The organism is Burkholderia sp. BCC0398 (assembly GCF_902833245.1).
In the GTDB taxonomy this organism is placed as follows: domain Bacteria; phylum Pseudomonadota; class Gammaproteobacteria; order Burkholderiales; family Burkholderiaceae; genus Burkholderia; species Burkholderia sola.
The window spans coordinates 135,789-161,926 of the sequence record NZ_CADFEM010000015.1; the positions used below are offsets into that span (position 1 = coordinate 135,789).

At 67.9% G+C, this 26,138-nt stretch carries 25 protein-coding genes; 11 read left to right on the forward strand and 14 right to left on the reverse strand.

Going from position 1 to position 26,138, the window contains the following annotated elements:
- From fliI to fliF, 4 genes are read right to left on the reverse strand one after another with little or no spacing between them, the layout of a single operon-like run.
- Positions 1–1,533, reverse strand: a complete 1,533-nt coding sequence (gene fliI, locus HWX76_RS28755; RefSeq protein ID WP_050014221.1) for a flagellar protein export ATPase FliI — start codon at positions 1,531–1,533, stop codon at positions 1–3.
- Complete coding sequence (fliH, locus tag HWX76_RS28760) at positions 1,527–2,210, reverse strand: flagellar assembly protein FliH (RefSeq protein WP_050014222.1); 684 nt, start codon at positions 2,208–2,210, stop codon at positions 1,527–1,529. Before fliH ends, fliI begins: the two co-directional genes overlap by 7 nt.
- Positions 2,203–3,198: a flagellar motor switch protein FliG gene (gene fliG, locus HWX76_RS28765; protein WP_050014223.1), complete on the reverse strand. Its 996-nt coding sequence runs from the start codon at positions 3,196–3,198 to the stop codon at positions 2,203–2,205. The genes fliH and fliG overlap by 8 nt, the downstream gene beginning before the upstream one ends.
- Positions 3,188–4,951, reverse strand: a complete 1,764-nt coding sequence (fliF, locus tag HWX76_RS28770) for a flagellar basal-body MS-ring/collar protein FliF (protein WP_050014224.1) — start codon at positions 4,949–4,951, stop codon at positions 3,188–3,190. The genes fliG and fliF overlap by 11 nt, the downstream gene beginning before the upstream one ends.
- Positions 4,952–5,199: 248 nt before the next feature.
- Between fliF and fliE the strand changes: the two genes are divergently transcribed.
- The 6 genes from fliE to HWX76_RS28800 all read left to right on the forward strand — a co-directional run bounded on the left by fliE (position 5,200) and on the right by HWX76_RS28800 (position 9,348).
- The gene (gene fliE / locus HWX76_RS28775) at positions 5,200–5,544 is read left to right on the forward strand and encodes a flagellar hook-basal body complex protein FliE (RefSeq protein WP_050014225.1); all 345 of its coding nucleotides are present in this window, start codon (positions 5,200–5,202) and stop codon (positions 5,542–5,544) included.
- A gap of 230 nt (positions 5,545–5,774) precedes the next feature.
- Entirely contained in the window at positions 5,775–6,209 is a 435-nt protein-coding gene (gene fliS / locus HWX76_RS28780) for a flagellar export chaperone FliS (protein ID WP_050014226.1), read from the forward strand.
- On the forward strand, positions 6,206–6,538 hold the full coding sequence (locus HWX76_RS28785) for a flagellar protein FliT (protein ID WP_050014227.1): 333 nt from the start codon (positions 6,206–6,208) through the stop codon (positions 6,536–6,538). The genes fliS and HWX76_RS28785 overlap by 4 nt, the downstream gene beginning before the upstream one ends.
- A gap of 133 nt (positions 6,539–6,671) precedes the next feature.
- Entirely contained in the window at positions 6,672–8,030 is a 1,359-nt protein-coding gene (locus HWX76_RS28790) for a flagellar hook-length control protein FliK (RefSeq protein WP_124631161.1), read from the forward strand.
- A complete protein-coding gene (locus HWX76_RS28795) occupies positions 8,027–8,344 on the forward strand; it encodes an EscU/YscU/HrcU family type III secretion system export apparatus switch protein (RefSeq protein WP_047899277.1) in 318 nt (105 codons plus the stop codon). The genes HWX76_RS28790 and HWX76_RS28795 overlap by 4 nt, the downstream gene beginning before the upstream one ends.
- A gap of 269 nt (positions 8,345–8,613) precedes the next feature.
- On the forward strand, positions 8,614–9,348 hold the full coding sequence (locus tag HWX76_RS28800) for a PepSY-associated TM helix domain-containing protein (protein WP_050014231.1): 735 nt from the start codon (positions 8,614–8,616) through the stop codon (positions 9,346–9,348).
- A gap of 64 nt (positions 9,349–9,412) precedes the next feature.
- On the opposite strand, the gene HWX76_RS28805 is transcribed toward HWX76_RS28800, so the two are convergent.
- The 8 genes from HWX76_RS28805 to HWX76_RS28840 form a co-directional block, all read right to left on the reverse strand.
- On the reverse strand, positions 9,413–10,438 hold the full coding sequence (locus tag HWX76_RS28805; protein ID WP_124631162.1) for an XdhC family protein: 1,026 nt from the start codon (positions 10,436–10,438) through the stop codon (positions 9,413–9,415).
- Between the two features lie 252 nt (positions 10,439–10,690).
- Positions 10,691–12,097, reverse strand: coding sequence for an amino acid permease (locus tag HWX76_RS28810; RefSeq protein WP_050014233.1), 1,407 nt, complete (start codon positions 12,095–12,097; stop codon positions 10,691–10,693).
- A 241-nt stretch (positions 12,098–12,338) separates the two neighbouring features.
- Positions 12,339–12,995 (reverse strand): response regulator transcription factor RqpR, encoded by a 657-nt coding sequence (gene rqpR, locus HWX76_RS28815; RefSeq protein WP_124638320.1) that lies wholly within the window; start codon positions 12,993–12,995, stop codon positions 12,339–12,341.
- A 7-nt stretch (positions 12,996–13,002) separates the two neighbouring features.
- Positions 13,003–13,818 carry a quorum system sensor histidine kinase RqpS gene (rqpS, locus tag HWX76_RS28820; RefSeq protein ID WP_124638319.1) on the reverse strand — a complete coding sequence of 272 codons (816 nt, stop codon included), beginning with the start codon at positions 13,816–13,818 and terminating at the stop codon, positions 13,003–13,005.
- A 450-nt stretch (positions 13,819–14,268) separates the two neighbouring features.
- A complete protein-coding gene (locus tag HWX76_RS28825) occupies positions 14,269–15,039 on the reverse strand; it encodes a ferredoxin--NADP reductase (protein ID WP_050014236.1) in 771 nt (256 codons plus the stop codon).
- A 306-nt stretch (positions 15,040–15,345) separates the two neighbouring features.
- Positions 15,346–16,161 (reverse strand): endonuclease/exonuclease/phosphatase family protein, encoded by an 816-nt coding sequence (locus tag HWX76_RS28830; RefSeq protein WP_089488901.1) that lies wholly within the window; start codon positions 16,159–16,161, stop codon positions 15,346–15,348.
- Positions 16,162–16,166: 5 nt separating this feature from the next.
- A complete protein-coding gene (locus HWX76_RS28835; RefSeq protein ID WP_050014237.1) occupies positions 16,167–16,655 on the reverse strand; it encodes a hypothetical protein in 489 nt (162 codons plus the stop codon).
- 147 nt (positions 16,656–16,802) lie between these two features.
- Complete coding sequence (locus tag HWX76_RS28840) at positions 16,803–17,519, reverse strand: nitroreductase (RefSeq protein ID WP_176016708.1); 717 nt, start codon at positions 17,517–17,519, stop codon at positions 16,803–16,805.
- 236 nt (positions 17,520–17,755) lie between these two features.
- On the opposite strand from HWX76_RS28840, the gene HWX76_RS28845 reads away from it, so the two are divergent.
- The 3 genes from HWX76_RS28845 to HWX76_RS28855 all read left to right on the forward strand — a co-directional run bounded on the left by HWX76_RS28845 (position 17,756) and on the right by HWX76_RS28855 (position 20,504).
- Positions 17,756–18,736 (forward strand): AAA family ATPase, encoded by a 981-nt coding sequence (locus tag HWX76_RS28845; protein WP_124556267.1) that lies wholly within the window; start codon positions 17,756–17,758, stop codon positions 18,734–18,736.
- A gap of 178 nt (positions 18,737–18,914) precedes the next feature.
- A complete protein-coding gene (locus HWX76_RS28850; RefSeq protein ID WP_050014239.1) occupies positions 18,915–20,024 on the forward strand; it encodes an NAD(P)/FAD-dependent oxidoreductase in 1,110 nt (369 codons plus the stop codon).
- Between the two features lie 168 nt (positions 20,025–20,192).
- Complete coding sequence (locus HWX76_RS28855) at positions 20,193–20,504, forward strand: high-potential iron-sulfur protein (RefSeq protein WP_021163765.1); 312 nt, start codon at positions 20,193–20,195, stop codon at positions 20,502–20,504.
- Between the two features lie 215 nt (positions 20,505–20,719).
- On the opposite strand, the gene HWX76_RS28860 is transcribed toward HWX76_RS28855, so the two are convergent.
- Together HWX76_RS28860 and HWX76_RS28865 are read right to left on the reverse strand one after the other, a co-directional pair.
- Positions 20,720–21,235, reverse strand: a complete 516-nt coding sequence (locus HWX76_RS28860) for a hypothetical protein (protein ID WP_176016709.1) — start codon at positions 21,233–21,235, stop codon at positions 20,720–20,722.
- The gene (locus HWX76_RS28865; protein ID WP_176016710.1) at positions 21,232–22,242 is read right to left on the reverse strand and encodes a DUF6402 family protein; all 1,011 of its coding nucleotides are present in this window, start codon (positions 22,240–22,242) and stop codon (positions 21,232–21,234) included. The genes HWX76_RS28860 and HWX76_RS28865 overlap by 4 nt, the downstream gene beginning before the upstream one ends.
- Before the next feature lie 601 nt (positions 22,243–22,843).
- Here HWX76_RS28865 and HWX76_RS28870 point away from each other — a divergent pair.
- Together HWX76_RS28870 and HWX76_RS28875 are read left to right on the forward strand one after the other, a co-directional pair.
- A complete protein-coding gene (locus HWX76_RS28870) occupies positions 22,844–24,151 on the forward strand; it encodes an MFS transporter (RefSeq protein ID WP_050014243.1) in 1,308 nt (435 codons plus the stop codon).
- A 344-nt stretch (positions 24,152–24,495) separates the two neighbouring features.
- A complete protein-coding gene (locus HWX76_RS28875; RefSeq protein WP_050014244.1) occupies positions 24,496–26,124 on the forward strand; it encodes an ABC transporter substrate-binding protein in 1,629 nt (542 codons plus the stop codon).
- Positions 26,125–26,138 lie beyond the last annotated feature (14 nt).

The following is a 26,138-nucleotide window of genomic DNA, read 5'->3' on the forward strand; positions in this document are numbered from 1 at the left end:
TCAGCCTCCGTAAGCGTCGAACAGCGCATCGAGCGCAGTGAGGCTCGATGCGAACGGCGCGCATTCGCGAAAGCCTTGCTGCAGGAACGCCTCGATGCGCGGGTAGAGCGCGATCGCGCGGTCGAGCTGCGCGTCGCGGCCGGGGGCGTACGCGCCGACCGCGATCAGGTCGCGGTTGCGCTGGTAGCGCGACAGCATCTGCTTGAACTGCCGCACGTGGTCGAGATGCGTTTCGTCGATCAGCGCGGTCATCGCGCGGCTGATCGACGCTTCGATGTCGATCGCGGGATAGTGGCCGGCCTCGGCGAGCGCGCGCGACAGCACGATGTGGCCGTCGAGGATCGCGCGCGCCGAATCGGCGATCGGGTCCTGCTGGTCGTCGCCTTCGGTCAGCACCGTGTAGAACGCGGTGATCGAGCCGCCGCCTTCGGGCCCGTTGCCGGTGCGCTCGACGAGCGCGGGCAGCTTCGCGAACACCGACGGCGGATACCCCTTGGTCGCGGGCGGCTCGCCGATCGCCAGCGCGATCTCGCGCTGCGCCATCGCGTAGCGCGTCAGCGAATCCATCAGCAGCAGCACGTGCTTGCCCTGGTCGCGGAAATACTCGGCGAGCGACGTCGCGTACGCGGCGCCCTGCATCCGCAGCAGCGGCGACACGTCGGCCGGCGCCGCGACGACGACCGAGCGCGCGAGCCCGTCCTCGCCGAGGATCTGTTCGATGAATTCCTTCACTTCGCGGCCGCGTTCGCCGATCAGCCCGATCACGATCACTTCCGCGCTCGTGTAGCGCGCCATCGTGCCGAGCAGCACCGACTTGCCGACGCCGGAGCCCGCGAACAGGCCCATCCGCTGGCCGCGGCCGACGGTGAGCAGCGCATTGATCGCGCGCACGCCGACGTCGAGCACGTGGTGGATCGGTTCGCGATCGAGCGGGTTGATCGACGGCGCCGACAGCGGCGCATCGACTTTCGACGCGAGCGGGCCGAGGCCGTCGAGCGGGCGGCCCGACGCGTCGACGACGCGCCCGAGCATCTCCCAGCCGACCGGCAGCCGCTTCGCGCCCGCGAGCGGATCGGCGACGGGCGCGCTTTCGCGCGGCCACACGCGTGCGCCGGGCAAGACGCCTGCGACGTCGGTGGTCGGCATCAGGAACAGGCGGTCGCCGGCGAAGCCGACGACTTCGGCTTCCGCGTGCGGCAGCGTGCTGCCGGGCGGCAGTTCGATCGTGCATTCGGCGCCGACCGACAGGCGCAGCCCGATCGCCTCGAGCACGAGGCCGGCCGCGCGCGTGAGGCGTCCGCACGGGCGCAGCGGCAGCGCGTGGTGGCTGCGCGCGGCGAGCCCGTTCAGGTGCGTGCGCCAGTGCGCGAGATGCGGGTTGTGCGGCGCGCGCGGGGCGGCGGCGACGCTGGCGGACGCGGGGTGCGGCGTGGCATCGTGCGCGGCCGCCGGCCCGAACGACGCGAGCGCGAGCTCGCGTTCGAGCGGCGTCATGCCGTCGTGCGCGAGCGCGTCGGGTGAGCGCGTCACCACGTGCTCACCTTGCCGATTGCGGCGGCGACGCGCTGCCAGCGCGTGGGCAGCGTCGCGTCGACCTCGCCGGTCGCGGCGTGCGCGCGGCAGCCGCCGCGCTCGATCGACGCGTCGGTGCGCACGTTCCAGCCGAGCGTGTCGAGATCGTCCTGCAGATACGCTTCGACGACGGGCAGGTCGGCCGGATTGACCGCGAGATGCGGCGCGCCGGACAGGGCGGGTTCGGCCGCGAGCACGTCGCGCACGGCGGCGACCAGTGCGGCCGGGTCGTGCTTCACGTGCTGGCGCACGACCTGCTGCGCGATGTCGAGCGCGAGCTGCGCGAGGTCGGACGCGAGATCGTGTTCGACGGTCGCCACGGCTTCGCGGAACGACGCGGCGAGCGCCGCGAGCTGCGCGGCCTGTTCGCGTGCGTCGGCCTGGCCGGCCTCGAAGCCCTGTTCGCGGCCCTGCTCGAAACCGGCCTGATAGCCGCGCGCCTGGCCTTCGACGTGGCCGGCCGCATGGCCTTCGGCGTGCGCGGCGTCGCGCACGCGCTGCAATTCCTCGGCGAGCGCGGCCGCAGCGGCCGCCGCGTCGTCGGGCGGCGGCGGGGGCGGCGGCGGGTCGAACGACGCCATCTCCCACCGCTGGTATGCGGTGAGGGTGCCCACGCGATCGCTCGCCGAATCAGACATACGCGTCTTCCGCCTTGCCGCCGATCGCGATCGCGCCGCTCTCGGCCAGGTTGCGCACGATCTGCAGGATGCGGCGCTGCTGCGTCTCGACGTCGGACACGCGTACCGGGCCGCGTGCGTCGAGATCCTCGGCGAGCAGTTCGGCCGCGCGCTGCGACATGTTCGCGAGGAACTTCTGACGCAGCGCGGGCGGTGCGCCCTTCAGCGCGATGATCAGCGTTTCCGACTCGACTTCCTTCAGGATCATCTGGATCGCGCGATCCTCGAGGTCGAGCAGGTTCTCGAACACGAACATCTGGTCGATGATCTTCTGCGCGAGATCGGCGTCGTACTGGCGCACGCTTTCGAGCACGCCTTCCTCGTGCACGCTGGTCATGAAGTTCAGGATCTCGGCCGCGGTGCGGATGCCGCCCATCGGGCTGCGCTTCAGGTTGTCGCTGCCGGACAGCAGGCCCGTCAGCACGTCGTCGAGCTCGCGCAGCGCGGCCGGCTGGATGCCGTCGAGCGTCGCGATCCGCAGCAGCACGTCGTTACGCAGCCGTTCGGTGAAGCACGAGGCGATTTCGGACGCCTGGTCGCGGTCGAGGTGCACGAGGATCGTCGCGATGATCTGCGGATGCTCGTTCTTGATCAGTTCGGCCACCGCGGCCGAATCCATCCATTTGAGGCCCTCGATGCCGCTCGTGTCGCTGCCCTGCAGGATGCGGTCGATCAGCACGCCGGCCTTGTCCTCGCCGAGCGCCTTCGTCAGCACCGAGCGGATGTACTCGTTGGAATCGAGCGACAGCGCGGTGTGCTGCTCGGCTTCCTTCACGAATTCCTGCAGCACGTCCTCGACCTGCTCGCGCGTGACGTTCTTCAGCGCGGCCATCGCCACGCCGATCTTCTGGACCTCGCGCGGCGCGAGGAACTTGAATACCTGCGCCGCCTCTTCCTCGCCGATCGACATCAGCAGCAGCGCGCTCTTGGTCAAGCCTTCAGCGTTCATCGGACACCCAGTTCTTCACGACGGTGGCGACGATCTTCGGATCCTGGCGGGCGATCGTGCGCGCGTAGTCGAGGTTGCGTTCGTAGCGGTTCTTCTCGTTTTCGAAGCCGAGCAGCAGCGGATCGGCTTCGTCGGCTGGCTTCTCCAGCGCGGGCAGGCCGTCGAGCGCGACCGTGTCTTCCGGCGCGGCGAGCGCCGGCGCGGCCGGCTCGGGCGGCGGGAACGCGCGGCGCATCGCCGGGCGCACGAACATGAAGTAGAGCGCCGCCGCGGCCGCTGCGATGCCGAGCCACTTCGCGGCTTCCTTCGCCATCGCGATCACGTCGGGTTGGCGCCACCACGGCAGGTCGGCGTACGGGTCGCTCACGGTCGAGAACGCGCTGTTCACGACGTTGACCGAGTCGCCGCGCTTCGCGTCGTAGCCCATCGCATCCTTCACGAGCTGTTCGACCTGCGCGAGCTTCGCGGGCGGCAGCGGCTGCATCGTCACGTGGCCCTTCGCGTCGGCGACCGGCTGGTAGTTGACGACGACCGCGACCGACAGCCGCTTCACGCTGCCCATCGGCTGTTCGGTATGGCGGATCGTCTTGTCGAGCTCGTAGTTGGTCGTCTGGTCCTTGCGGTCGCTGACCGGCGTGGTCTGCGGCCCGTTCTGGCCGTTGCCCGCGACGATCGGCGCGGAGGCCGGCTGCGGCGGCGTGTTCGACAGCGCGCCCGGCACGCCCGACGCGCCGCCCTGCGCGAGTTCGGTCGCGCTGCTGGTCTGCTGGCTGCGGATCGCGGATTGCTGCGGATTGCCGTTCGGGCCGTAGCTTTCCGACGTCTGCTCGATCTTCGAGAAATCGAGATCGGCGCTGACCTGCGAGCGCGCGTTGCCGGCGCCGAAGATCGGCGCGAGGATCGCGTCGATGCGCTTCTGCGTGTTGTGCTCGACCTGCTGCACGTACTTGAGCTGGCTCGCGTCGAGGCCGGACGCGGACGCGGTCTGGGTCAGCAGGTTGCCGTCCTGGTCGACGATCGTCACGTTCTTGGCCGGCATGTCGGGCACGCCGGACGACACCATCCGCGTGATCGCCTGCACCTGGCCCTCGTCGAGCACGCGGCCCGGGTAGAGGTCGACGAACACCGACGCGCTCGGCGCTTCCTTGTCGCGCACGAACACCGACGGCTTCGGGATCGCGAGGTGCACGCGCGCGCCGCGCACGGCGTTGATCGATTCGATGGTGCGCTGCAGCTCGCCTTCGAGCGCGCGCTGGTAGTTGATCTGCTCGGCGAACTGGCTGATGCCGAATTTCTGGTTGTCCATCAGCTCGAAGCCGACCGAGCCGCCCTTCGGCAGCCCCATCGCGGCGAGCTTCAGGCGCGTTTCGTGCACCTGGCCCGACGGCACGAGGATCGCGCCGCCGGCATCGGCGAACTTGTAGGGAACGTTTGCCTGCTGGAGCGCGGCGATGATCGCGCCGCCGTCGCGGTCCGACAGGTTGCTGTACAGCACGCGGTAGTCGGGCGCGCGGCTCCACAGCACGAGCGCGGTGATCGCGGCGATCGCGAACGCGACGGCGATCACGAACGGCAGCTTCGGGTTGCCCTTCATCCGCGAGATGCCGGGGATGCGTTCGGCGAAGCCGCCCAGCCCGAAGTCCGCGCCTGCGCCGCCCGCGCCCGGCAACGCGGCGGCCGCGGCGGCGCCTGGCGCCGGGCTGAGGCCCGCGCGGGCGTCTGGGTTGATCAGCGAGTTGGCCTGCGAATCCATGCGTCGAGTTTCTCCGGAGCGGGACGACTGAGCTCGCTCGGACGAGCGGGCGGACAATGACACGATGCGATTATCGTGACCCGCGGCGCACTCCGATCGACCGAAAAGAGCGGGGTTTCCCCCGTACTTTCGCGGCTTTGACGCGCGCCGCGCTGCTATCCTTTTTCGCGATCCGGCATGGTGCGCGTCGTGCGGCGCCGGCGGGTCGCCCGGTGCGTCCGGGTCTCTTCTCTAGGTTTGGGGGCAGCATGACTGCGAACGTCAGCGGAATCGGTTCGGTGTTGCAACAGATGCAGTCGATGGCCGCGCAGGCGTCCGGCGGCGTCGCGAGCCCGACGGCGGCGCTGGCCGGCTCGGGCGCGGCGACGGCCGGCACGTTCGCGAGCGCGATGAAGGCGTCGCTCGACAAGATCAGCGGCGACCAGCAGCACGCGCTCGGCGAGGCGAAGGCGTTCGAGGTCGGCGCGCCGAACATCTCGCTGAACGACGTGATGGTCGACATGCAGAAAGCCAACATCGGCTTCCAGTTCGGGCTCCAGGTCCGCAACAAGCTAGTGAGCGCTTACAACGACATCATGCAGATGGCGGTGTGAGGGGCCATCAGGCGATGGGCATCCGCGGGCGGGCATTCGGGGACGGCTAACCGGCGGCGGGCATCCAGGAATGGCTCCAGGCTTGCGGAACGGGGCCGGCGAGCCGGCATCGGCGGCCCCCGCGCACCTAAAGCTTTTCAAATCCCTTCCGATAACTGCGGTGAAGGCCGCACCGTGCGACGCACGGCGGCGGCTCCCGACCAGCCAACGCAAATAACAAGGAGAAGCGCATGTTTTCCCCAGGACACGCTGGAGCCAGTGCGTACGCGCGTGTCGGCGTCGAGACCGGGGTGATGGGCGCTTCCCCGCACCGGCTGATCGCGATGCTGTACCAGGGCGCGCGGCAGGCGATCGCGCTGGCGCGCATGCATTTGCAGCAGGACAACGTCGCCGGGCGCGGCGAAGCGATCGGCAAGGCGATCCGGATCGTCGAGAGCGGCCTGCAGGCGTCGCTGAACCGCGACGCGGGCGGCGAGATCGCCGAACGGCTCAATGCGCTGTACACCTATATCGGCCGGCGCCTGCTGGAAGCGAACGCGCAGGCGAGCGACGCGATGCTGATCGAGGTCGACGGCTTGCTCGCGACGCTCGAGGAAGCATGGACGGGCATCGCCCCGGAAGTCGCGCGGATGGCCGCGCAACAGGTAGCGGAAGCATCACGATGAATCACAAGGCCGAATACTTCGCGCGTTACGAGGCGCTCGCCGCCGTGTCGGGCCGGATGCTGTGCGCCGCGCGCGGCGCCGACTGGAACGCGTTGCCGGAGTTGCAGGCCGAATTCATGCAACTCGTCGACGGGTTGAAGCAGGCCGATCCGGCCGTCGTGCTCGACGAATCGGATCTCGGCCGCAAGCTCGACCTGATCCGCCGCATCCTGGCCGACGACGCCGCGATCCGCGATCTCGCGAGCCCGGACGTCGCGCGGCTGTCCGCGCTGTTCGAGGCGCGGCGCTCGACCCAGGTATTGACCGATCTTTATCGCGCGCGCGGGTAGGGCCGTGCGCCGGGCGACCGGCGCGAGGCGCCCGGACCCGGCGCCGCACGCGGCGCGCGCTGTTCCCGTGGGCGGCGCCGGCGTGCCGCGCGCGGATTCGCAACCCGTTGGCTGAGCTGAGCAGGCCCCGATCATGACCGGTATCGACTCCGTTGCGGCCGCGCTGCTGGCGAGCCGCCTCGACAGCCTGCTGACCGGCACCGTCGCGGCGTCCGCCGGCGGCGGCGCGACCGCGCAGGTCGGCACGCCGGGCGCCGGCGCGTCGTCCCCGCCGCCGGCCGGCAGCCCGCCCGCCGCGCCGCCGGCTTCCACGCAGACCGCGCTGTCCGATGTCGGACGCGTGCTCGACGCGATCTCGCGCTCGGGCGGCGATGCGACGCCGGCGATCGTCGGCCGGCTGCCGCTGCTCGCCGATCCGGCCGTGCTGCTCATCGATACGCCGGTGCCCGCGCCGACGCCCGCGCCGGCTGCGTCCGCACCCACCGGGGCTTCCACGCCGGCTTCCGCTCAAGCGTCGTCCGCCGCGGCGACGCGCGAAGCGGCCGCGCCGCCGCCGGTCGCGGCGTTGCGTGCGGCGTTGGCGCAGACCGTGAGCGAAAGCGGCCTCTTCTACGAATCCCATCTCGCGCAGTGGCTGGCCGGCCAGCGTCCGCTCGCGGCGCTGATGCGCGAGCCGCAGGCACGCCTCGCGACCGCGCTCGCGCCGGCCGACCCGACAGTCGTCCCGCACGACTCGACCGACGTGCTCGACGAACTGCTCGCGCAGCGCCCGCCGCTGCCGGCCGCCGCGCGGGCCAGCGCGCCACCGTCGGCCCAGGGCGGCGCATCGGCGCGCGACCCCGCGCAGGCCGCACCGGCAGCAGCCCGGCCGGGCACGTCGTTGCCGCCCGATACCGCCGATCCGCTGGCTGCGCACGCCGATACGCGCTGGACGCCCGCGCGCGCCGAGCTGGCCGCCGCATCGTCCGATCCGCAGGCGCAGCCGCTCGCGACCGTGCATCCGGCCGCCGTGCCGCTCGTTCGGCAGCAGCTCGATGCGCTCGCGACCGACCAGTTTCGCTGGACCGGCGAGGCGTGGCCCGGTGCGCGGCTCGACTGGACGATCGAACCCGACGAGCCGGGCCACCGCGCGCCGCGCGGCGGCGGCGACGACACGGGCGACGGCATCGCGTGGCGCACGCGCCTCACGTTGACGCTGCCGTCGCTCGGCACGGTCGATGCCGAACTGGTGCTGAACGGCGCGCAGCTCGTCGCCCGGCTGCGCGCGAACCAGACGGGCGCCGACCGTCTCACGCGCCACGAAGCCGCGCTGCGGCAGCGGCTCGAAGGCTCGGGGCTCAAGGTGGGCGGGCTGTCGATCCGCGCGGTCGACGACGGGCCGGACGGCTTCGACCTGTTCGCCGCCCAGGCCGCCGCCGCCGCGTATGCGCGCGGTGCGGCCGGCGGCCCCGATGTGCGGGTGCCGGGCGACGATGACGAGGCGCTGCGATGAGTATGACGTCCCGCAAGCGCGCGGCCGCGCTCGTCTACGACCCGAAAGGCGGCGATGCGGCGCCGCGCGTGGTCGCGAAGGGCTATGGCGTGCTCGCCGAGATGATCGTCGCGCGCGCGCACGATGCGGGGCTGTACGTGCACACGGCGCCGGAGATGGTGTCGCTGCTGATGCAGGTCGATCTCGACGACCGGATTCCGCCGCAGCTCTATCAGGCGGTCGCCGACCTGCTCGCGTGGCTGTACGCGCTCGATCGCACCGAGCCTGCGCCGGATGGCGCCGCGCCGCGTTTTCCGTTGCCGCCGTTGCGCTGAACGGCCTGCCGTCGGGCGGCTTCTTGCGGATGGCAGTCCGTGGTCAGCGGGATGGTTCCGCCGACATTTTGCGTCTATCGATCGCCATCGTGTCGCGACGCATGCCTTCTTGCGCATTCGCGCGCGCATCGAACCTGCCGCTCCGTACGCGCACCCGATTGAGCCGCCTTCCGATTTATGTAATGATATCCATTCTCATTTTCATGTTGCCCGGGCGGCGCGCATTCCCTGCGCGCCGCCCGTCGTTTTGAACGAATGGATACCTTCGCGTGAACGCGCCCGAAACGATCGACCCGCCCAAGACGGGCCTGCCGCGCGCCGGCGTCACCGTGCTGCACCCGGCGGGCCGCCCGCTGAACGACGACGAGCTGGCCGCGCGCCGCCGGCGCTCGCGCCGCGCGACCTTCATCAAGTGGCTGCGCAAGGTGCACGGCTGGGTCGGGCTGTGGGGCGCGGTGCTCGGGCTGCTGTTCGGCGTGACGGGCGTGGTGCTGAACCACCGCGCGCCGCCGCTGAAGATCTCGACCGGCGAGCCGCAGGTCGAGGAGATGCAGATCGCGCTGCCGGATCCGGTGCCGAAGACGCCCGCCGCGATGATGAAGTGGCTCCAGCAGGAGCTGCATTTCGACGGCAAGCCGGGCCGCATGCGCAAGGAGCCCGCGCAGGCCGTCGCGTGGGGCGACAAGCGCGTGATGCAGCCCGAGCACTGGCAATTCGGCGTGTTCGGGCCGCACCAGAACCTGCAGGGCGAATACTGGGTGGGCAACGGCTACGTGTCGGTGAAGCGCACGGGCAACACGTTCCTGACGACGCTGAACAACCTGCATCGCGGCGTCGGGATGAATCTCGGCTGGGTGCTGCTGATGGATACGATCGCGGGCTCGTTGATCCTGCTGTCGTTGACGGGCGTGCTGCTGTGGACCGAGCTGAACAAGCGCCGCACGGTCGGCGTCGTGCTGGTGGTCGGTTCGGTCGCCGCCGCGCTGGCCGCCGGCCTGACCTGATCTTGCCGACCGCCGCGCTGGCCGGGGCCAGCGCCCGGCGCGCGCGGCCGCCCGCCGGCGCGGATCAGAGCCTGCAGGCCGCGCCGCTGTTCGCCGCGATTTCGCGCGCGGCCTTCGCGCCTTCGACCTGCAGGATCGTCGGCAGCGACACGTTGTTCTTCGCGGCGGTGATTTCCGCGAGGATCGAGATCGCGATTTCCGGCGGCGTCCGGCTGCCGATGTAGATGCCGGCCGGCCCGTGCAGCCGGGCCAGTTCCCCTTCGCTCAGGTCGAATTCGCGCAGCCGCTCCCGCCGCGCCGCGTTGTTGCGCCGCGAGCCGAGCGCGCCCACGTAGAACGCGGGCGTCTTCAGCGCCTCCATCAGCGCGAGATCGTCGAGCTTCGGGTCGTGCGTGAGCGCGATCACGGCCGAACGCGCATCGAGCTTCATGTCGAGCACCGTATCGTCGGGCATCGTGTGGACGACGCGCGTGCCCGGCACGTCCCACGCATCCGTGTATTCGTCGCGCGGATCGCAGACCGTCACCTGATAGTCGAGCCCGACCGAGATCTGGCACAGATAGCGCGACAACTGGCCGGCGCCGATCACGAGCATCCGGTAGCGCGGCCCATGGATCGTCACGAGCCGTTCGCCGTCGAACGCGAGCCCGTCAGCCGCCTGCGCGGGCGACAGCGACGCGCGACCGGTCGCGAGCGTCATCGTGCGCGTGACAAGGCGGCCGGCCTCGACTTCCGCGCACAGCGCCGCGATCCCGCTGTCGCGCGTGAGCGGTTCGAGCACGAGCTGGATCGTGCCGCCGCACGGCAGCCCGAAGCGGTGCGCTTCCTCGGCCGTCACGCCGTACTTGAGCGCTTCCGGGCGCGCATCGGCCGCGATGCCGCTCGCATGCACGCGGGCGATCAGGTCGTCCTCGATGCATCCGCCGGACACGGAGCCGACCACCAGGCCGTCCTCGCGCACCGCGAGCATCGCGCCTTCGGGGCGCGGCGACGAGCCCCATGTCTTCACGACCGTCACGAGCAGCACGCGGCGCCCTTCTTCGAGCCAGCGCGCGCTGGATTTCAGTACATCGAGATCGACGCTTTCCATCGTGTTTTCCTGTTGCAGGACGGGCCGCCGCGCGGCGCCGTCGTTCGATGGCGCGATTATGAACCGCTCGGCGCGCGTGTGCAGGCGGCGCGCGGGCCGTGCCGGCAAATCCGGACGATCGGGCAAGAGATCGCGACGATCGGACAGTGATCGCGCGCTGGCGGAGGGTTCGGGGAAAGAAGGTGTGCGGGGCCGCGACGGGCCCGCGTGGGTTCGTCATGGCGCGCCGCGGAGGCGCCGCCATGACGGCGCTCAGTGCGCGTCGGGGTGACCGTGCGCGAGCTTCGAATGGTGCCGCGAGTACAGGAAGTAGATCACGAGGCCGATCACGAGCCAGATGCCGAACGCGGCCCACGTGACCGGCTGCAGGTTCAGCATCAGGAACAGGCACGCCGCGACCGCGAGGATCGGCACCACGGGCACGCCCGGGCAGCGGAACGCGCGCGGCAGCTCGGGGTGCGTGCGGCGCAGCACGAGCACGGCGATCGACACCATCGAGAACGCCGCGAGCGTGCCGATGTTGATCAGCTCGGCGAGCACGTTGAGCGGCACGAGCGCGGCGATCAGCCCGAAGAACAGGCCGACCAGCCAGGTGGTCAGGAACGGCGTCGCGAAACGCGGATGCACGCGCGACAACGCGGCCGGCAGCAGCCCGTCGCGCGACATCGCGAAGATCACGCGCGTCTGGCCGTAGCTCATCACGAGGATCACGGTCAGCATGCCGAGCACCGCGCCGAGATCGATGAAGCCCGCGACCCACTTCTCGCCGGCAACCTGCAGCGCATACGAGATCGGGTGCGAGATGTTCGCGTACTGGGCCGACGGCACGATGCCGGTCGCGACCGCGGCGACCGTCACGTACAGCACCGCGCACACCGCGAGCGACGCGATGATGCCGATCGGCAGATCGCGCTTCGGGTTCTTCACTTCCTCGGCCGCCGACGACACCGCGTCGAAGCCGATGAACGCGAAGAACATCACGGCGGCCGCGCCGAACACGCCGTTCCAGCCGTGCGGCATGAACGGCTTCCAGTTCGCGGGCGTCACGTGGAACAGGCCGACCGCGATCACGAGCAGCACGACCGACACCTTGATGAACACCATGATGTTGTTGATGCGGGTCGATTCGCGGATGCCGATCGACAGCAGCGTCGTGATCACGATCATCACGAGGAACGCGGGCAGGTTGAACCACGTGGTGACGCCGGGCACCGCGCCGGGCGCGGCCGTCAGCACGGTCGGCAGCGACAGCCCGAAGCCCTGCAGCAGCGATTGCAGATAGCCCGACCAGCCGACCGACACGGCCGACGACGCGAGGCCGTACTCGAGCATCAGATCCCAGCCGATGATCCACGCGACGAGCTCGCCGAGCGTCGCGTACGAATACGTGTAGATCGAGCCGGCGACGGGGATCGACGACGCGAACTCCGCATACGACAACGCGGCCAGGCCGCACGCGATCGCGGCGATCACGAACGACAGCATCAGCGCGGGGCCGGCCTGAACGGCGCCGGTGCCGGTCAGCACGAAAATACCGGTGCCGATGATCGCGCCGATGCCGAGGAACGTGAGGTCGATCGCGCCGAGCGCTTTCTTGAGCCCGGCGGCTTGCGCGCCGGCGATCATGCGATCGACGTTTTTCTTGCGGAAGAGAGACATTGCGGATGAATCGCCAGCACGCGCGGGCACGGCGCGCCGACTGAGTGAAAACCGATAATTTTAGCCGATTTGGCGTGCAAGCCCCGTTGCGGTGCAGCGGCGCGTCGCGGAATCGTCCGAAAAAACAAGCGTTTGCGCGCGACACGGGGTGAAACGGAGGCGAAGCGGGCGCGATCGAGCGCGGCGCGGCGCGGCGTTCGCCGCGTCGCCGGATCGGACGAATGCGGGGCTGGCCGGGCGATCAGGCGCCGGCCGTGGGCGCCATGTCGACGAGCCGATTGCTCATCACGTAGAACGTGAGTTCCGCGTTGTTCGACAGCCGCATCTTCTCGAGCAGCCGCGACCGGTACACGCTGACCGTCTTCACCGACAGCGACAGCGTGTTCGCGATATCGGTGAGCCGCTTGCCGGACGCGAGCATGCAGAGCGTCTGGTATTCGCGATCGGACAGCTTCTCGTGCGGCAGCGGTTCGTTCTCGAACGACACGTATTCGGCGAGCGCCTCGGCCATCGCGGGGCTCACGTACTTGCGGCCGGCCGCGACCTGCTGGATCGCGCCGATCATCTGCGCGGCGTTGACCGTCTTCGACAGGTAGCCAGCCGCGCCGGCCTTCAGCGCGCGTACCGCGTACTGGTCCTCGCGGTACATCGAGAACATCAGCACCGGTGCACGCGTGAGCTTGCGCTTGAGGCGCTTGAGCACCTCGATGCCGTTCGCGTCGGGCAGCGAGATGTCGAGCAGGATCACGTCGAATTCCTGCTTGTCGACGGCGGCCATCGCGTCGCCGCCGGTCTCGGCCTCGGTCACGTCGCGCGCGATGCCGCGGTCGATCAGCAACTGGCGGATCCCTTGCCGGACGATCGCGTGATCGTCCACGAGCAGGATGTTCAGGCTCATCGCGACCTCACGAAAGCGACGTGCGGCGTGCCGCGACCGGCACCGCGAGCAGCGAATCCCACGCGAAGCGTGCGGTGACGCGCGTGCCGCGGCCGGTGGCCGGCGTGGCCGCCTCGAAGCTGCCGCCGAACGCCTCGCACCGGGCGCGCATGCCGGCCAGGCCGTAGCCGCTGCGGCGGCGCTGGGCGAAACCGGTCCCATCGTCGGCGACACTGAGCGACAGGTGCGTGCCGTCGGTGGCGATCCGGACGTCGACCGACGTCGCGCGGGCATGTTTCGCGACGTTCGACAACGCTTCCTGCGCGACGCGGAACACCGCGAGCGCGCTTGCGCCGGCGAGCTGCGTCAGGCGGGCGTCGGCCGCGCACACGAAGCTCGTGCGCAGGCCCGTGCGGGCCGCATGGGTGTCGATCCACGACGCCAGCGCGCCGACCATGCCGGCGTCCAGCGCCGGCGTGTCGCGCTCGTCGATGAGCCGGCGATTCGCGTCGGTCGCGGCGTCGAGCGCCTGCTGCGCCAGCGCCAGCGCGCGCAAGCAGCCTTCCGGCGCATCGGCCGGCAGCCACGTTTGAACGTTTGCGAGCGCGAAGCGGGCGGCGGTCAATTCGGCGCCGAGCCCGTCGTGCAGCTCGCCGGCCAGATGGCGGCGGGCCGCTTCGTCGGCGGCGAGAAGCTGGGCGGAAAGTGCCGCGATCCGTGCGGCGGACGCGTCGCGTTTCGACGCGGCGTCGGCCGTCGACGGAGCAGCAGCGCGGCCAGGCATGCGCTGCCGCGACGGGAACGGGGCGTGGGCGCCCGAGGGCGCGTTAAGCGACGTATCCATGACTCTCCCTGCTGTCAGAAAGCGGTTCAGACACCGGCTGGCTGCGTGGGCTGGCTGCCGTTTCGATGACGGTCGCCGCCGGAGAATCGCCCCATGCCGAAGTAACAAAAGTTACGTCTTGTAACACTTGCATCCGACCCTTTCAAGCTCATCCAAACGGCAACCACGCGCGCCGAATAATATCTCAAAATTTCTGAAAAGGTCATGTCAGGCGGACATTTAAGGGTAAATGTGAATAATCGGAATGAAGGTGTTGTAGGAAAAACACTGACACCCGAGCACCCGGGGATGACGTATCCAAATGTAACTATTTGAGATGGAATGGTCCCAGTTTGTTACGAATTCGCCAAGTGCGGACGAAAAAAAACCGGCGCTTTCGCTCCGGTTCTTGATGACGCGCAATGAGGGCCTGTTCCCGTTATTGGCGGGAACAGGCCCGAAGGGGATCGATCAGTCCACGAACGCGCGCTCGATCACGTAATGACCCGGTGCGCTGTTCTTGCCTTCGACGAGGCCGGCCTGCTTCAGCAGCTCGGTCGTGTCCTTCAGCATCGCGGTGCTGCCGCACAGCATCACGCGGTCGTTTTCCGGCGAGAACGCCGGCACGCCGAGATCCGTGAACAGCTTGCCCGTCGCGATCAGGTCGGTGATCCGGCCCTCGTTGTCGAACGCTTCGCGCGTGACCGTCGGGTAGTAGACGAGCTTTTCCTTGATGATGTCGCCCAGGTACTCGTGGCCCGGCAGGTCGTGCTTGATGTAGTCCATGTACGCGAGCTCGCCCTTCAGGCGGCACGTGTGGGTCAGGATCACCTTGTCGAAGCGGTCGTAGATGTCCGGATCGCGGATGATCGACATGAACGGCGCGAGGCCCGTGCCCGTCGACAGCATCCACAGCGTCTTGCCCGGCAGCAGGTTGTCGGCGACCAGCGTGCCCGTGGGCTTCTTGCCGATCAGCACCGTGTCGCCCACCTTCAGGTGTTGCAGGCGCGACGTCAGCGGGCCGTCCTGCACCTTGATGCTGAAGAATTCGAGATGCTCTTCGTAGTTCGGGCTGACGATCGAGTAGGCGCGCGCGAGCGGCTTGCCGTCGACTTCGAGGCCGACCATCGTGAATTCGCCGTTGTTGAAGCGCAGGCTCGCCTCACGGGTGCAGGTGAAGCTGAAAAGCGTGTCGGTCCAGTGATGGACGGATTGGACGGTGGCGGTGTCGTATTTGCTCATGGCTTTGAAAACGGACGCGCGTGGCGAACGCGTGTAACGGGCCCAAAAAATGGGCAAAAACCGAGTGCGACGGCCCGATCGCGGATCGGCCGGCTGGCGCGTCGGACACGCGCCTTCTCGATGACAGACGTTTGAGGAACTGGTTATTTTACCCTGTCGACGCGGATCGCGGGCTTGACCCCCGCGGCTGCGCGGATTTGGCGCAACATATCCTTTCAACATGCTTTCGCTGGTCGGCCGCGTGATTCGCGGCGCATGCGGCGCGCGCCGGCGGCGCCGTGACCGGGGCGCCGCCGGCCGCGCGCGTTACTGCGGATCGAGGCGCAGGCGCGCAATGTACGGCAGGTGGTCCGACAGCCACGCGGCCTCGCCGGACGGCGCGCGCCATTCGAGCGGCGTCAGGCCGCGCACGAACATCTTGTCGAGCGCGAGCGCCGGCGAGAACGCGGGGAACGTGCGGCCCGATTCGCCGAGCAGCGTCGCGACCTCGGACAGCCCGATCTCGCCGAACAGCGCGACCGAATCGTTGCGCCAGTCGTTGAAGTCGCCGGCGAGCATCAGCGGGCCGTCGCCCGCGTTGCGCTCGATCCAGTGCGCGATCCAGTGCATCTGGCGCAGCCGCGCGGCGCGCGTGAGCGCGAGGTGCGCGCACAGCAGCGTCACCGGCCGCGCGCCCGCGAGCGTCGCGCGCGCGACCAGCAGCCCGCGCCGCTCGAAGCGGTGCGCGGAGATGTCCCAGCGGCCGCCGAGGTCGAGCGGATGCGGCGACAGGATCGCGTTGCCGTGCCGCCACGACGGCTTGAACACGTTCGGCCCGAGCGCGATCTGCCAGTCGAGCGCTTGCGCGATCTCGGTGGCCTGGCAATGCCACACGTCGTCGACCGTGTCGTCCATCGGCGCGCCGAAGCCCGGTGCGAGCATCGGGCGCGGCATGCGGCGCGCCATCGCTTCCTGCAGGAAATACACGTCGGCGTGGGTCGACTGCATCCAGTCGCGCATCGCGTTCCACGCGGTGAAGCCGAGCGGCGAGCGCCCTTTGTGCAGGTTCCAGCTGACGGCGGTGATTTCGTCGGGCGCGGCGTGGGGCTCGGCGAACGGCAAGGAGAGGGCGTCGGCGGACATGACGTTCAGTCCTTCGCGACGTGCGCGCGCACGCGGTACACGAGATGCGGATGCTGCTCGACGAGCGTCCAGTCGGTCCAGGCGTCGCCGCCGACCGCCAGGCCGGGGTGGCTCGCGACGATTTGCCGCGGCGACGCCGGCACGCACGGATCGCTACGCGTCGCGTTTTCGTCGTCGAGCGTTTCCTGCACGTCGAGCCCGAGCGACACGGTATTCGCGCTGACGTCGACGGCGAGCGGCGCGACCGTCACCGAGCGCGCGCGCTCGGTCGGCACGACGCGCGCGGCATTGCCGCAGCCGACCGGCACGGACGACGGATAGCGATGGGTATCGGTGCGGGACTGGCCCACGGTGGTGTTTTGCTGGAACGTGTCGATCGTCTGACCGTCGCGCACCACCTGGATTTCCCATGCGACGACGGCCGGCGCGGGGCTCTGCGCATGGGCGGCGAGCACGACGCTCGCAAGCAGGACGGCCAGGCCGTGTTTCAGCATGAAACGTCTCCGGAAACTCGGGAAAAGCGGGGAACGGACGCACATCTTACGCCCGATCGATTTCGGTCGCGATGTGACGGGACGTGCCGCGCCAGGTTCGCAGCACGATGCGGTCCTGCTCGGCAGGTAGGGCCGCGTCATGCATTTTCAAGCGAAAAAGCGCGTGAACTCGGCGACGCTCGCGCGCTCGGTGACGAGCCGGTTCTCGATCGCGTCCGGGTCCGCATGGCCGAGCGACATCCCGCAGACGAACTGCTCGTTCGCAGGAATGTCGAGGTGTTCGGCGACGATCCGGTGAAACGGCACGAACGCCGCCTGCGGGCACGTATCGAGGCCGCGGGCACGCGCGGCCGTCATCACGCCTTGCAGGAACATCCCGCAGTCCAGCCATGCGCCGTGCGTCATGACCCGGTCCAGCGTGAAGAACAGCGCGACCGGCGCATCGAAGAAACGGAAATTGCGCGCGTGCTGCGCATGCATGCGCGCCTTCTCGTCGCGGCGGATGTTCAACAGGCCGTACAGGTCCCAGCCGACCTTGCGGCGCCGGTCGATATACGGCGACACCCATTCGCGCGGGTAGTAGTCGTATTCGGCGACGTATTTCTCGTCGCGCGCGGGGTCGTCGTAGGCGGCGGTGAGCGCGTCGCGCGTGGCGCCCGTCGCGACGTACACGCGCCACGGCTGGATGTTGGTGCCCGACGGCGCGCGGCTCGCGGCTTCGAGGATCGCCTCGATCGTGTCGCGCGGCACAGGCGTCGGCAGGAACGCGCGGACCGCGCGGCGCGACTTGAGCGCGGCGTCGACGGCATCGACGGAACGGATCGCGTCGGCATCGACGCGCGGGGAAGCAGCGGGGACGGGCATCGGCATACCTTCGGGCGGCGCGGCGTCAGGCGAAGTGCGGGGCAGTGTGCGAGCGGCGCGCCCGCCGCGAGGGTCGTGAACGTTCGATCATACGCCGCGGCGCGCGGCCGTGCAGCGGGCGCGCGCTGTTAGCAGCAGACTCCCCCGGCTGCTTGCTTGCACGGCGATGCGGGATCGTTACACTGAAAATCGTAAGGGTCTGATGAGTGTGTGACGGCAAGTGCAGCGAGGTGGGTATGACGACGGCGATGGTGAAACAGGAACTGGCGGTGGCGTCCTTCAGCACGGTGTACGACCTCGAGCAGGTCGAGACGGCGCTGAGCGACCTGAACGAGAGCGCGAGCGACGCACTGCGCTCGACCTACGAGCGGATGCTCAAGACGGGGAATCTGCGCTTCTGCGTGAAGCCGAACCGGATGCCGTCGTTCGACGCGCTCGGCGAAGCGCTGCCGAATTTCGGCGAGCCGCTCGACGACGTGCGCAAGCAGATCGCGCTGTGTCTCGAAACGGAGGATCGGCTAGAACTGATGCCGATCCTGCTGCTCGGGCCGCCCGGGATCGGCAAGACGCATTTCGCGAAGGCGCTCGCGCAGTTGCTCGGCACCGCGTACCACTACGTGCCGATGAGTTCGCTGACGGCCGGCTGGATCCTGTCGGGCGCGTCGTCGCAATGGAAGAACGCGAAGCCGGGCAAGGTGTTCGACGCGCTCGTGAACGGCAGCTACGCGAACCCGGTGATCGCGGTCGACGAGATCGACAAGGCCGGCAGCGATGCGCAATACGATCCGCTCGGCGCGCTGTATGCGTTGCTCGAGCACGACACCGCGCGCGCGTTCGTCGACGAATTCGCGGAAGTGCCGATCAACGCGGGCAACGTGATCTGGATCGCGACCGCGAACGACGCGCAGGCGATTCCGGAGCCGTTGCTCAACCGGATGAACGTGTACGAGATCGCGGCGCCCGATGCGGCCGGCGCGCGCCGGATCGCGCAGACGATCTACGACGAGATCCGCACGTCGCATGCGTGGGGGCGGCGCTTCCCGGAGACGCTCGGCGACGATGCGCTCGACGTGCTGGCCGCGACGCCGCCGCGCACGATGCGCCGCGCGCTGCTGCACGCGTTCGGCGCCGCGCGGCTCGACGGCCGCGACGCGATCGGGCCGACCGACATCCGCGCGGACGAAGGCGCGGCGAAGCGCCGGCCGATCGGCTTCTGACGCCGTCCCGCGCGCCCGGCTGCGGTGTGCGCGGGGCGTGCGTTGTGCGCCCGGCCACATCGTTGTCCACACCACCATCCGTATCGTCGCGACGCGATGCGCACGTGTTCGGCAAGCGGGCGAACCGGGACGTACAATTCTCTTCTCTCCCTTCGACGCGCGAGCAGCGCGAAAAGCCATGGAGCAGACGGATTGTGTCGTGATCGGCGCGGGTGTCGTCGGTCTGGCGATTGCGCGCGAGCTGGCCGCGCGCGGGCGTGAAACGATCGTGCTCGAGGCGGCCGACGCGATCGGCACGGGCACGAGTTCGCGCAACAGCGAGGTGATTCACGCGGGGCTCTACTATCCGCGCGGGTCGCTGAAGGCGACGTCGTGCGTGCACGGGCGCGACCTGCTGTACGAATTCTGCGACACGCATCACGTGCCGCACCGGCGCACGGGCAAGCTGATCGTCGCGACGAGCGCCGCGCAGGTGAAGCAGTTGAAGGCGATCGGCGCGCGCGCGGCCGAAAACGGCGTGCTCGACCTGCTGCCGCTCACGCGCGCCGAGGCGCAGACGCTCGAGCCCGCGCTCGAATGCGTGGAGGCGCTGTTCTCGCCGTCGACCGGCATTGTCGACAGCCACCAGCTGATGCTCGCGCTGCTCGGCGATGCGGAGCGCGACGGCGCCGTGTGCGCGCTGCAATCTCCGGTCGAGTCGATCGACGTGCTGCGCGGCGGGCGCTTCAGCGTGCGTACCGGCGGCGCCGCGCCGACCGAGATCGACGCGTCGTGCGTGATCAACAGCGCGGGGCTCGGCGCGCAGGCGCTCGCGCACCGCACGCGCGGCCTCGATCCGCGCTGGGTGCCGCCGCTCTATCTCGCGCGCGGCAATTATTTCAGCCTGTCGGGCCGTGCGCCGTTCTCGCACCTGATCTACCCGATGCCCGATCGTGCGGGGCTCGGCGTGCACCTGACGTTCGATCTCGGCGGGCAGGCGCGCTTCGGCCCGGACGTCGAGTGGTGCGATGCGCTGCGCTACGAAGTCGATCCGGCGCGCGCGGGTGCGTTCTACGCGTCGATCCGCGCATTCTGGCCGGGCCTGCCCGACGACGCGCTGCAGCCGGCGTACGCGGGCATCCGGCCGAAGGTCGCCGGGCCCGGCGAGCCGCCGGCCGACTTCATCGTGCAGGGCGCCGCTCAACACGGCGTGCGCGGGCTCGTGAACCTGTTCGGCATCGAGTCGCCGGGGCTCACCGCGTCGCTCGCGCTCGCGCAGCGCGTCGGCGACATGGTGTCGCGCGCGTGACGCACGGCCCGCCTCCGCGCGGGCCGGCCGCGGGAAGCCCGTGTGAAGCCCGTGTGAAATCCCTTATCTCCGGCATTTCGGCGCGCACATTTATTCGCTTGGCGGTTATTCTGTTGGACGCCGTCGCCAGAACGGCTTTCAAACCGATAACGTTGGAGCGAGTCCCCCATGAAAACATCCCGTCGGAGTTTCCTGATTACGAGCATCGGCGCCGTGTCCGCGCTGGCGCTGTCGCGCGAAGCGCTGGCCGATGCGCCGATGCTGTCGGAAACCGATCCGACCGCGGTGGCGCTCGGCTACAAGGCCGATGCCACGAAGGTCGACAAGACGAAGTACCCGAAATACGCGGCGGGCCAGGATTGCGCGGCCTGCATGCTGTATCAAGGCAAGAAGGGCTCGGCGTCGGGCCCGTGCGGCGCGTTCCCCGGCAAGCAGGTGTCGGCGAAGGGCTGGTGCAGCGCGTTCTCGAAGATGGGTTGAGGCCCGTGCGGCATCGTGCGATGCCGCAATGCGGCGAACACCGCAACACGCTCGCCTTCCAACGATGGCGGGCGTTTTTTATTGCTTGAAAACGGTTCCCGCGTGCGGGACGCGGTTACGCAGCGCAAGGCACTTCGATACTGCTTCGGAGGCGTTCTGCCCAGCAATACGGGATGTGGCTGGATCGGCTATCGCTTCGACGTGTCACGCATGTCTTACGGAAGCTGTGCGGCGAGTCGATCGTAAAGGGAAGGCGGAAGCCCGATCGTCTCGAGGTTGTCGCCCTTGGGATAGATCAATGCGTCCTTTGTCCAGGTCAGGCTGACCAACGTCCCGGAGGTATCCCGGTAGGTTCGCTCGGCAAGCAGCCGCGTGACGTCGTTGCTGTACAGCCTCAGAATGATCGTGTCTCGGAAGTAGCAGTATTGCGCGACGTAGCGGCCGTCAGGCGCGTACTCGGTCACTTGATCGCGGGGACTGCAGGCGCGTCGCAATCGTGCGTCAAGCCAGTATCGCCACGCCATGCCAAGCACCATGAGGACCGCGAGTGTGATGACGACGCGCCGGACCGATGCGAAGACCATTCGGCTGGCTCGCTGCGTTTGGCCGGCTTGACCCGACCAGATGAAGCGTAGCGCGCGAATCATTGCGATCGATGCAATCACGATGGAAACGCTCGCGAATATCAGAACAAGCGTACCGATACCAATGGATTCTGCGGCGGCACTCATGAAAACTCGATCTCGATGGGTTCGGGGAGGGTTACGCAGCGATAGTCCGAGAAGATGACGAAGTCACCGCCGCGCCGGTGCCGTAGCTGCCACTCGCGAAACGACTTGTTTCTGACCGGATAGTAGATGTTGCCCCGGGACCGCTTGCCTTCGGCGACGACGGGATAGTCCAGCCAGCGAATGCCGGCACTTCCGGCTGCACCGGTCGCCGGCACGAGGACGACGCGCTTGTGGTTCCAGTGTCCGAGATATTGCGACTGTTCGCCGGTCCGGTCGGAAAACGTATAGTTGTCGCGTACGTAAAGATAGATCGACGTGATCGTTGCGTGACGCGCGTCGCGGTCGAATTCGGCATAGGCGACGGCCGCATAGATGTTGAACGACCCCAGCGCCCCCGTCAGATCATCCGGTAATCCGCTGTTGGTCAGCCGTTGGAGGATGAATTCGTCGAGCTTTTGGCCAAACGTACTTTCAACGCCGGCGAACTGAAACTGGAAGCGTTTGTGCAATTCCGCCAGGTTTCCATTGCAAAGCGCCAGCGCGTCGATCGTCGTATCGGTCATTCTGACACGGGACAAGCACCGGCGAAGTGATTCGACAGCCCGTGGCGTAGTGAGCCGTTCACGTTGTTGTAGCGCGTTGTATTGCGCCTGTGCACGAGGGTATTTGAGAACCCATTCGAGCTTGACGGATTTCATGTCGTACATGTCGGGGGGATAGGGTTGGCCCTCCTGATTGATGCATAGTGCCTCGTCCCTGTCGGTCGGCGAATAGTTCAACGCTCCGGCAAACCATCGCTCCATCAACCTCGCCGATACCGGCATGAACAGTCTCCGCATTGCCCCGGGGATTTCCTGGATGTCCAGTGGCGCGATCGTCGGGTCCTTTTCGTGCTCTGCAGGTGGCGCAGGCGCGGAGCGTGCCGGTTCTTGCGGCGTATCAAGCCATTTTTTGAATCGCCCCAGGGCCTCGGCAGCGGCCATGAGGGCGTTCAGTGTGTTGTCCACGCGATCTGCGCGAGTCAGGCGCTTGACGGGCTGCCGGGCTGGTTTGGGGGGGCTTGGGAGCAGCGGGCAACGGCGGTGGCGCCTTGTTCATCGATAGCTTGGCGTCGTGGGCGATTTCACAGCCTTCGATGCCTTCGCATCGAGCCCATTTCCATAGCAGCCTGTTAGCCTTGTAATAAGGAATTTTGTCGTTGTCCATGATGGTGCCCGAGCAAAATTGTTGTGACCGGCCAACGTTCCGATACATGTCGAACATCGTGTGATCCGGCGCGTGGAATTGCATCGGGCGAAAGTTAATGGAAAGGAATGGCGCGGGAAATCAGACAAGGACGAAAGCGTTGTCTCCGCGCACGACTGACACCACGCGAATGGGTGGGAATCCGTTGCACGGCTGGCGTGTTCTCGACGGAGCATGTCCGCTCGATCGTGCGATGCCGCAATGCGGCGAAAACCGCAACACGCTCGCTGTCGTTCGGTGGCGGGCGTTTTTTATTGCTTGAAAACGGTTCCGTCACTTTCTACACTCGCTGCACACCAGCGCGCCGCGGCATCCCGCGCGCCGAACCGCCCGACACGGCGAATTCATGAGGACGAGGCACGCATGGCGACGATTGCGAATTCAACGAAATTGACCCGGCCCGAGCGTGCGCTGAACCGGCGAGCCGTCGTGGCCGCCGTGATCGGCAATGCGCTCGAGTGGTACGACTTCACGGTGTTCGGCTTCATGACGGTCGTGATCGCCGAGCTGTTCTTCCCCACCTCGAGCGAATACTCGTCGCTGCTGCTCACCACCGCGACGTTCGGCGTCGCGTTCTTCATGCGCCCGATCGGCGGCATCGTGTTCGGGCTGTACGCGGACCGTGCGGGCCGCAAGGCCGCGCTGTCGCTGGTGATCCTGCTGATGACGGCCGGCATTTTCCTGCTCGCGATCGCGCCGCCCTATGCGGCGATCGGCATCGGCGGCCCGCTGCTGATCGTGCTCGGCCGCCTGCTGCAGGGCTTTTCCGCGGGCGGCGAATTCGGCAGCGCGACGGCCCTGCTGATCGAAGCGGCGCCGTTCTCGAAACGCGGTTTCTACGGCAGCTGGCAGATGGCGAGCCAGGCGGGCGCGCTGCTGATCGGCGCGCTCGTCGGCGCGGCCGTCACGCGCGGGCTGTCGCACGACGCGCTGCGCAGCTGGGGCTGGCGCGTGCCGTTCGTCCTCGGGCTCGTGATCGGCCCGATCGGTTTCTACATCCGCCGTCATCTCGCGGATTCCGAAGCATTCCTGCATGCGCAGCAGAGCGCGCGCCGCGCGACGCTCGGCGAAGTGTTCACGCGCCACCCGCGCGAGGTGCTGTGCGGGCTCGGCTCGGTGATCGCGCTCACCGTGACGATCTACGTGCTGATCAGCTATCTGCCGACCTTCGCGGTGAAGCAGCTGAAGTTGCCCTATGCGGAATCGTTCTACGCGGTGATCGTCGGCAACCTGCTGCTGATGGTGCTGTCGCCGATCGCCGGCGCGTGGTCGGACCGCATCGGCCGCAAGGGGCTGTCGCTGTGGTCGCTGGCGCTGACGCTCGCGCTGATGTATCCGCTGTTCGCGTGGCTCGACGCGGCGCCGAGCATCGGGCGGCTGATCGCGGTGCAGGCCGTGCTGTCGGTGACGCTCGCGGGCTACTACGGGCCGTTCGGCGCGATGATCGCCGAGCTGTTCCCGGCCAACGTGCGCTCGACCGGGCTGTCGATCGCGTACAACGTCGCGGTGATGCTGTTCGGCGGCTTCGGCCAGTTCATCGTCACGTGGCTGATCAAGGTGACCGGCACGCCGCTCGCGCCGACCTATTACGTGATGGCGGGCATCGCGCTGTCGATCGTCGCGGTCGCGTTCGTGCCCGCGCGCAACGCCGACCTCGACGCGCCGGCGTGACGACATGACGATTTGACGACATGACGATTTGACGATTTGACGACGGTCATCGCATCGTTTCGTAAAACGCAATGATGTGCTGCAGAACGCGGGGAAACGGTGCGTCGCCCCTTCGTGTTCGCACCCGAATTGTTTAGTCGTCGAACGAAACAAGCCGCGAAATGAACGAAATTGTCGCTCGCGCGCGTTGTCGCATTTTTTACCCCCACTAAAAATCGGCAAAAACCCGCCGGACATCTAGAAGAGTTTTTTCTCCAGCTTGTTGCCGCATCGTTAGCTCAAGTAATATCCGCGTACGCCGGACCCTGGCGGGACCGGTTCCGATCTGGAGACCTGGAGGAAACATGGAATACAACCGTCTGTTGCACACCCTGCGTGTTACCGCCATGGCAGGCGTGGCAGCGGCATCGCTCGGCGTCGCGGGCTCTGCATTCGCACAGATCCCGAACAAAACGCTCGTCTACTGCTCAGAAGGCAGCCCGGCGGGTTTCGATTCCGCGCAATTTACGACCGGCGTCGATTTCACCGCCGCCACGTTCACCGTCTACAACCGCCTCGTCGAATTCGAGCGCGGCGGCACGAAGGTCGAGCCCGGCCTCGCCGAGAAGTGGGACGTGTCGTCCGACGGCAAGGTGTACACGTTCCACCTGCGCCACGGCGTGAAGTTCCACACGACCGACTTCTTCAAGCCGACGCGTGAATTCAACGCGGACGACGTGCTGTTCTCGTTCCAGCGCATGCTCGACCCGAACAATGCGTTCCGCAAGGCGTACCCGGTGTCGTTCCCGTACTTCACCGACATGGGCCTCGACAAGCTGATCACGAAGATCGAGAAGGTCGATCCGTACACCGTGAAGTTCACGCTGGCCGAGCCGAACGCGCCGTTCATCCAGAACATGGCGATGGAATTCGCGTCGATCCTGTCGGCCGAATACGGCGATCAGCTGATGAAGGCCGGCAAGGCCGCCGACATCAACCAGAAGCCGGTCGGCACGGGCCCGTTCATCTTCCGCAGCTATACGAAGGATGCGACGATCCGCTTCGACGGCAATCCTGATTACTGGAAGAAGGGCGAAGTGAAGCTGTCGAAGCTGATCTTCTCGATCACGCCGGATCCGGGCGTGCGCGTGCAGAAGCTCAAGCGCAACGAATGCCAGGTGATGAGCTATCCGCGCCCGGCCGACATCGCGACGCTGAAGGCCGATTCGAACGTCGACATGCCGTCGCAGGCCGGCTTCAACCTCGGCTACCTCGCGTACAACGTCGAGCACAAGCCGGTCGACAAGCTCGAGGTGCGTCAGGCGCTCGACATGGCGATCAACAAGAAGGCGATCCTCGAGTCCGTGTACCAGGGCGCCGGCCAGGCCGCGACCGCGCCGATGCCGCCGACCCAATGGTCGTACGACAAGAACCTGAAGATGGCCGCCTATGACACCGCGAAGGCGAAGGCGCTGCTCGCGAAGGCAGGCTTCCCGAACGGTTTCGAGATCACGCTGTGGGCGATGCCGGTGCAGCGCGCGTACAACCCGAACGCCCGCCTGATGGCCGAGATGATCCAGGCCGACTGGGCGAAGATCGGCGTGAAGGCGAAGATCGTCACGTATGAATGGGGCGAGTACATCAAGCGCGCGCACTCGGGCGAGCAGGATACGATGCTGATCGGCTGGACGGGCGACAACGGCGACCCCGACAACTGGCTCGGCACGCTGCTCGGCTGCGAGGCGATCAAGGGCAACAACTTCTCGCACTGGTGCTACAAGCCGTTCGACGAACTGGTGCAGAAGGGCCGCACGACGACGGGGCAGGACGCGCGCACGAAGCTCTACACGCAGGCGCAGCAGATCTTTGCGCAACAGCTGCCGTTCTCGCCGATCGCGAACTCGACCGTTTACCAGCCGGTGCGCAAGAACGTGGTCGACATGCGTATCGAACCGCTCGGCTATGCGCGTTTCGACGGTGTCAGCGTGAAGTAACCGGGCTGGCGTAA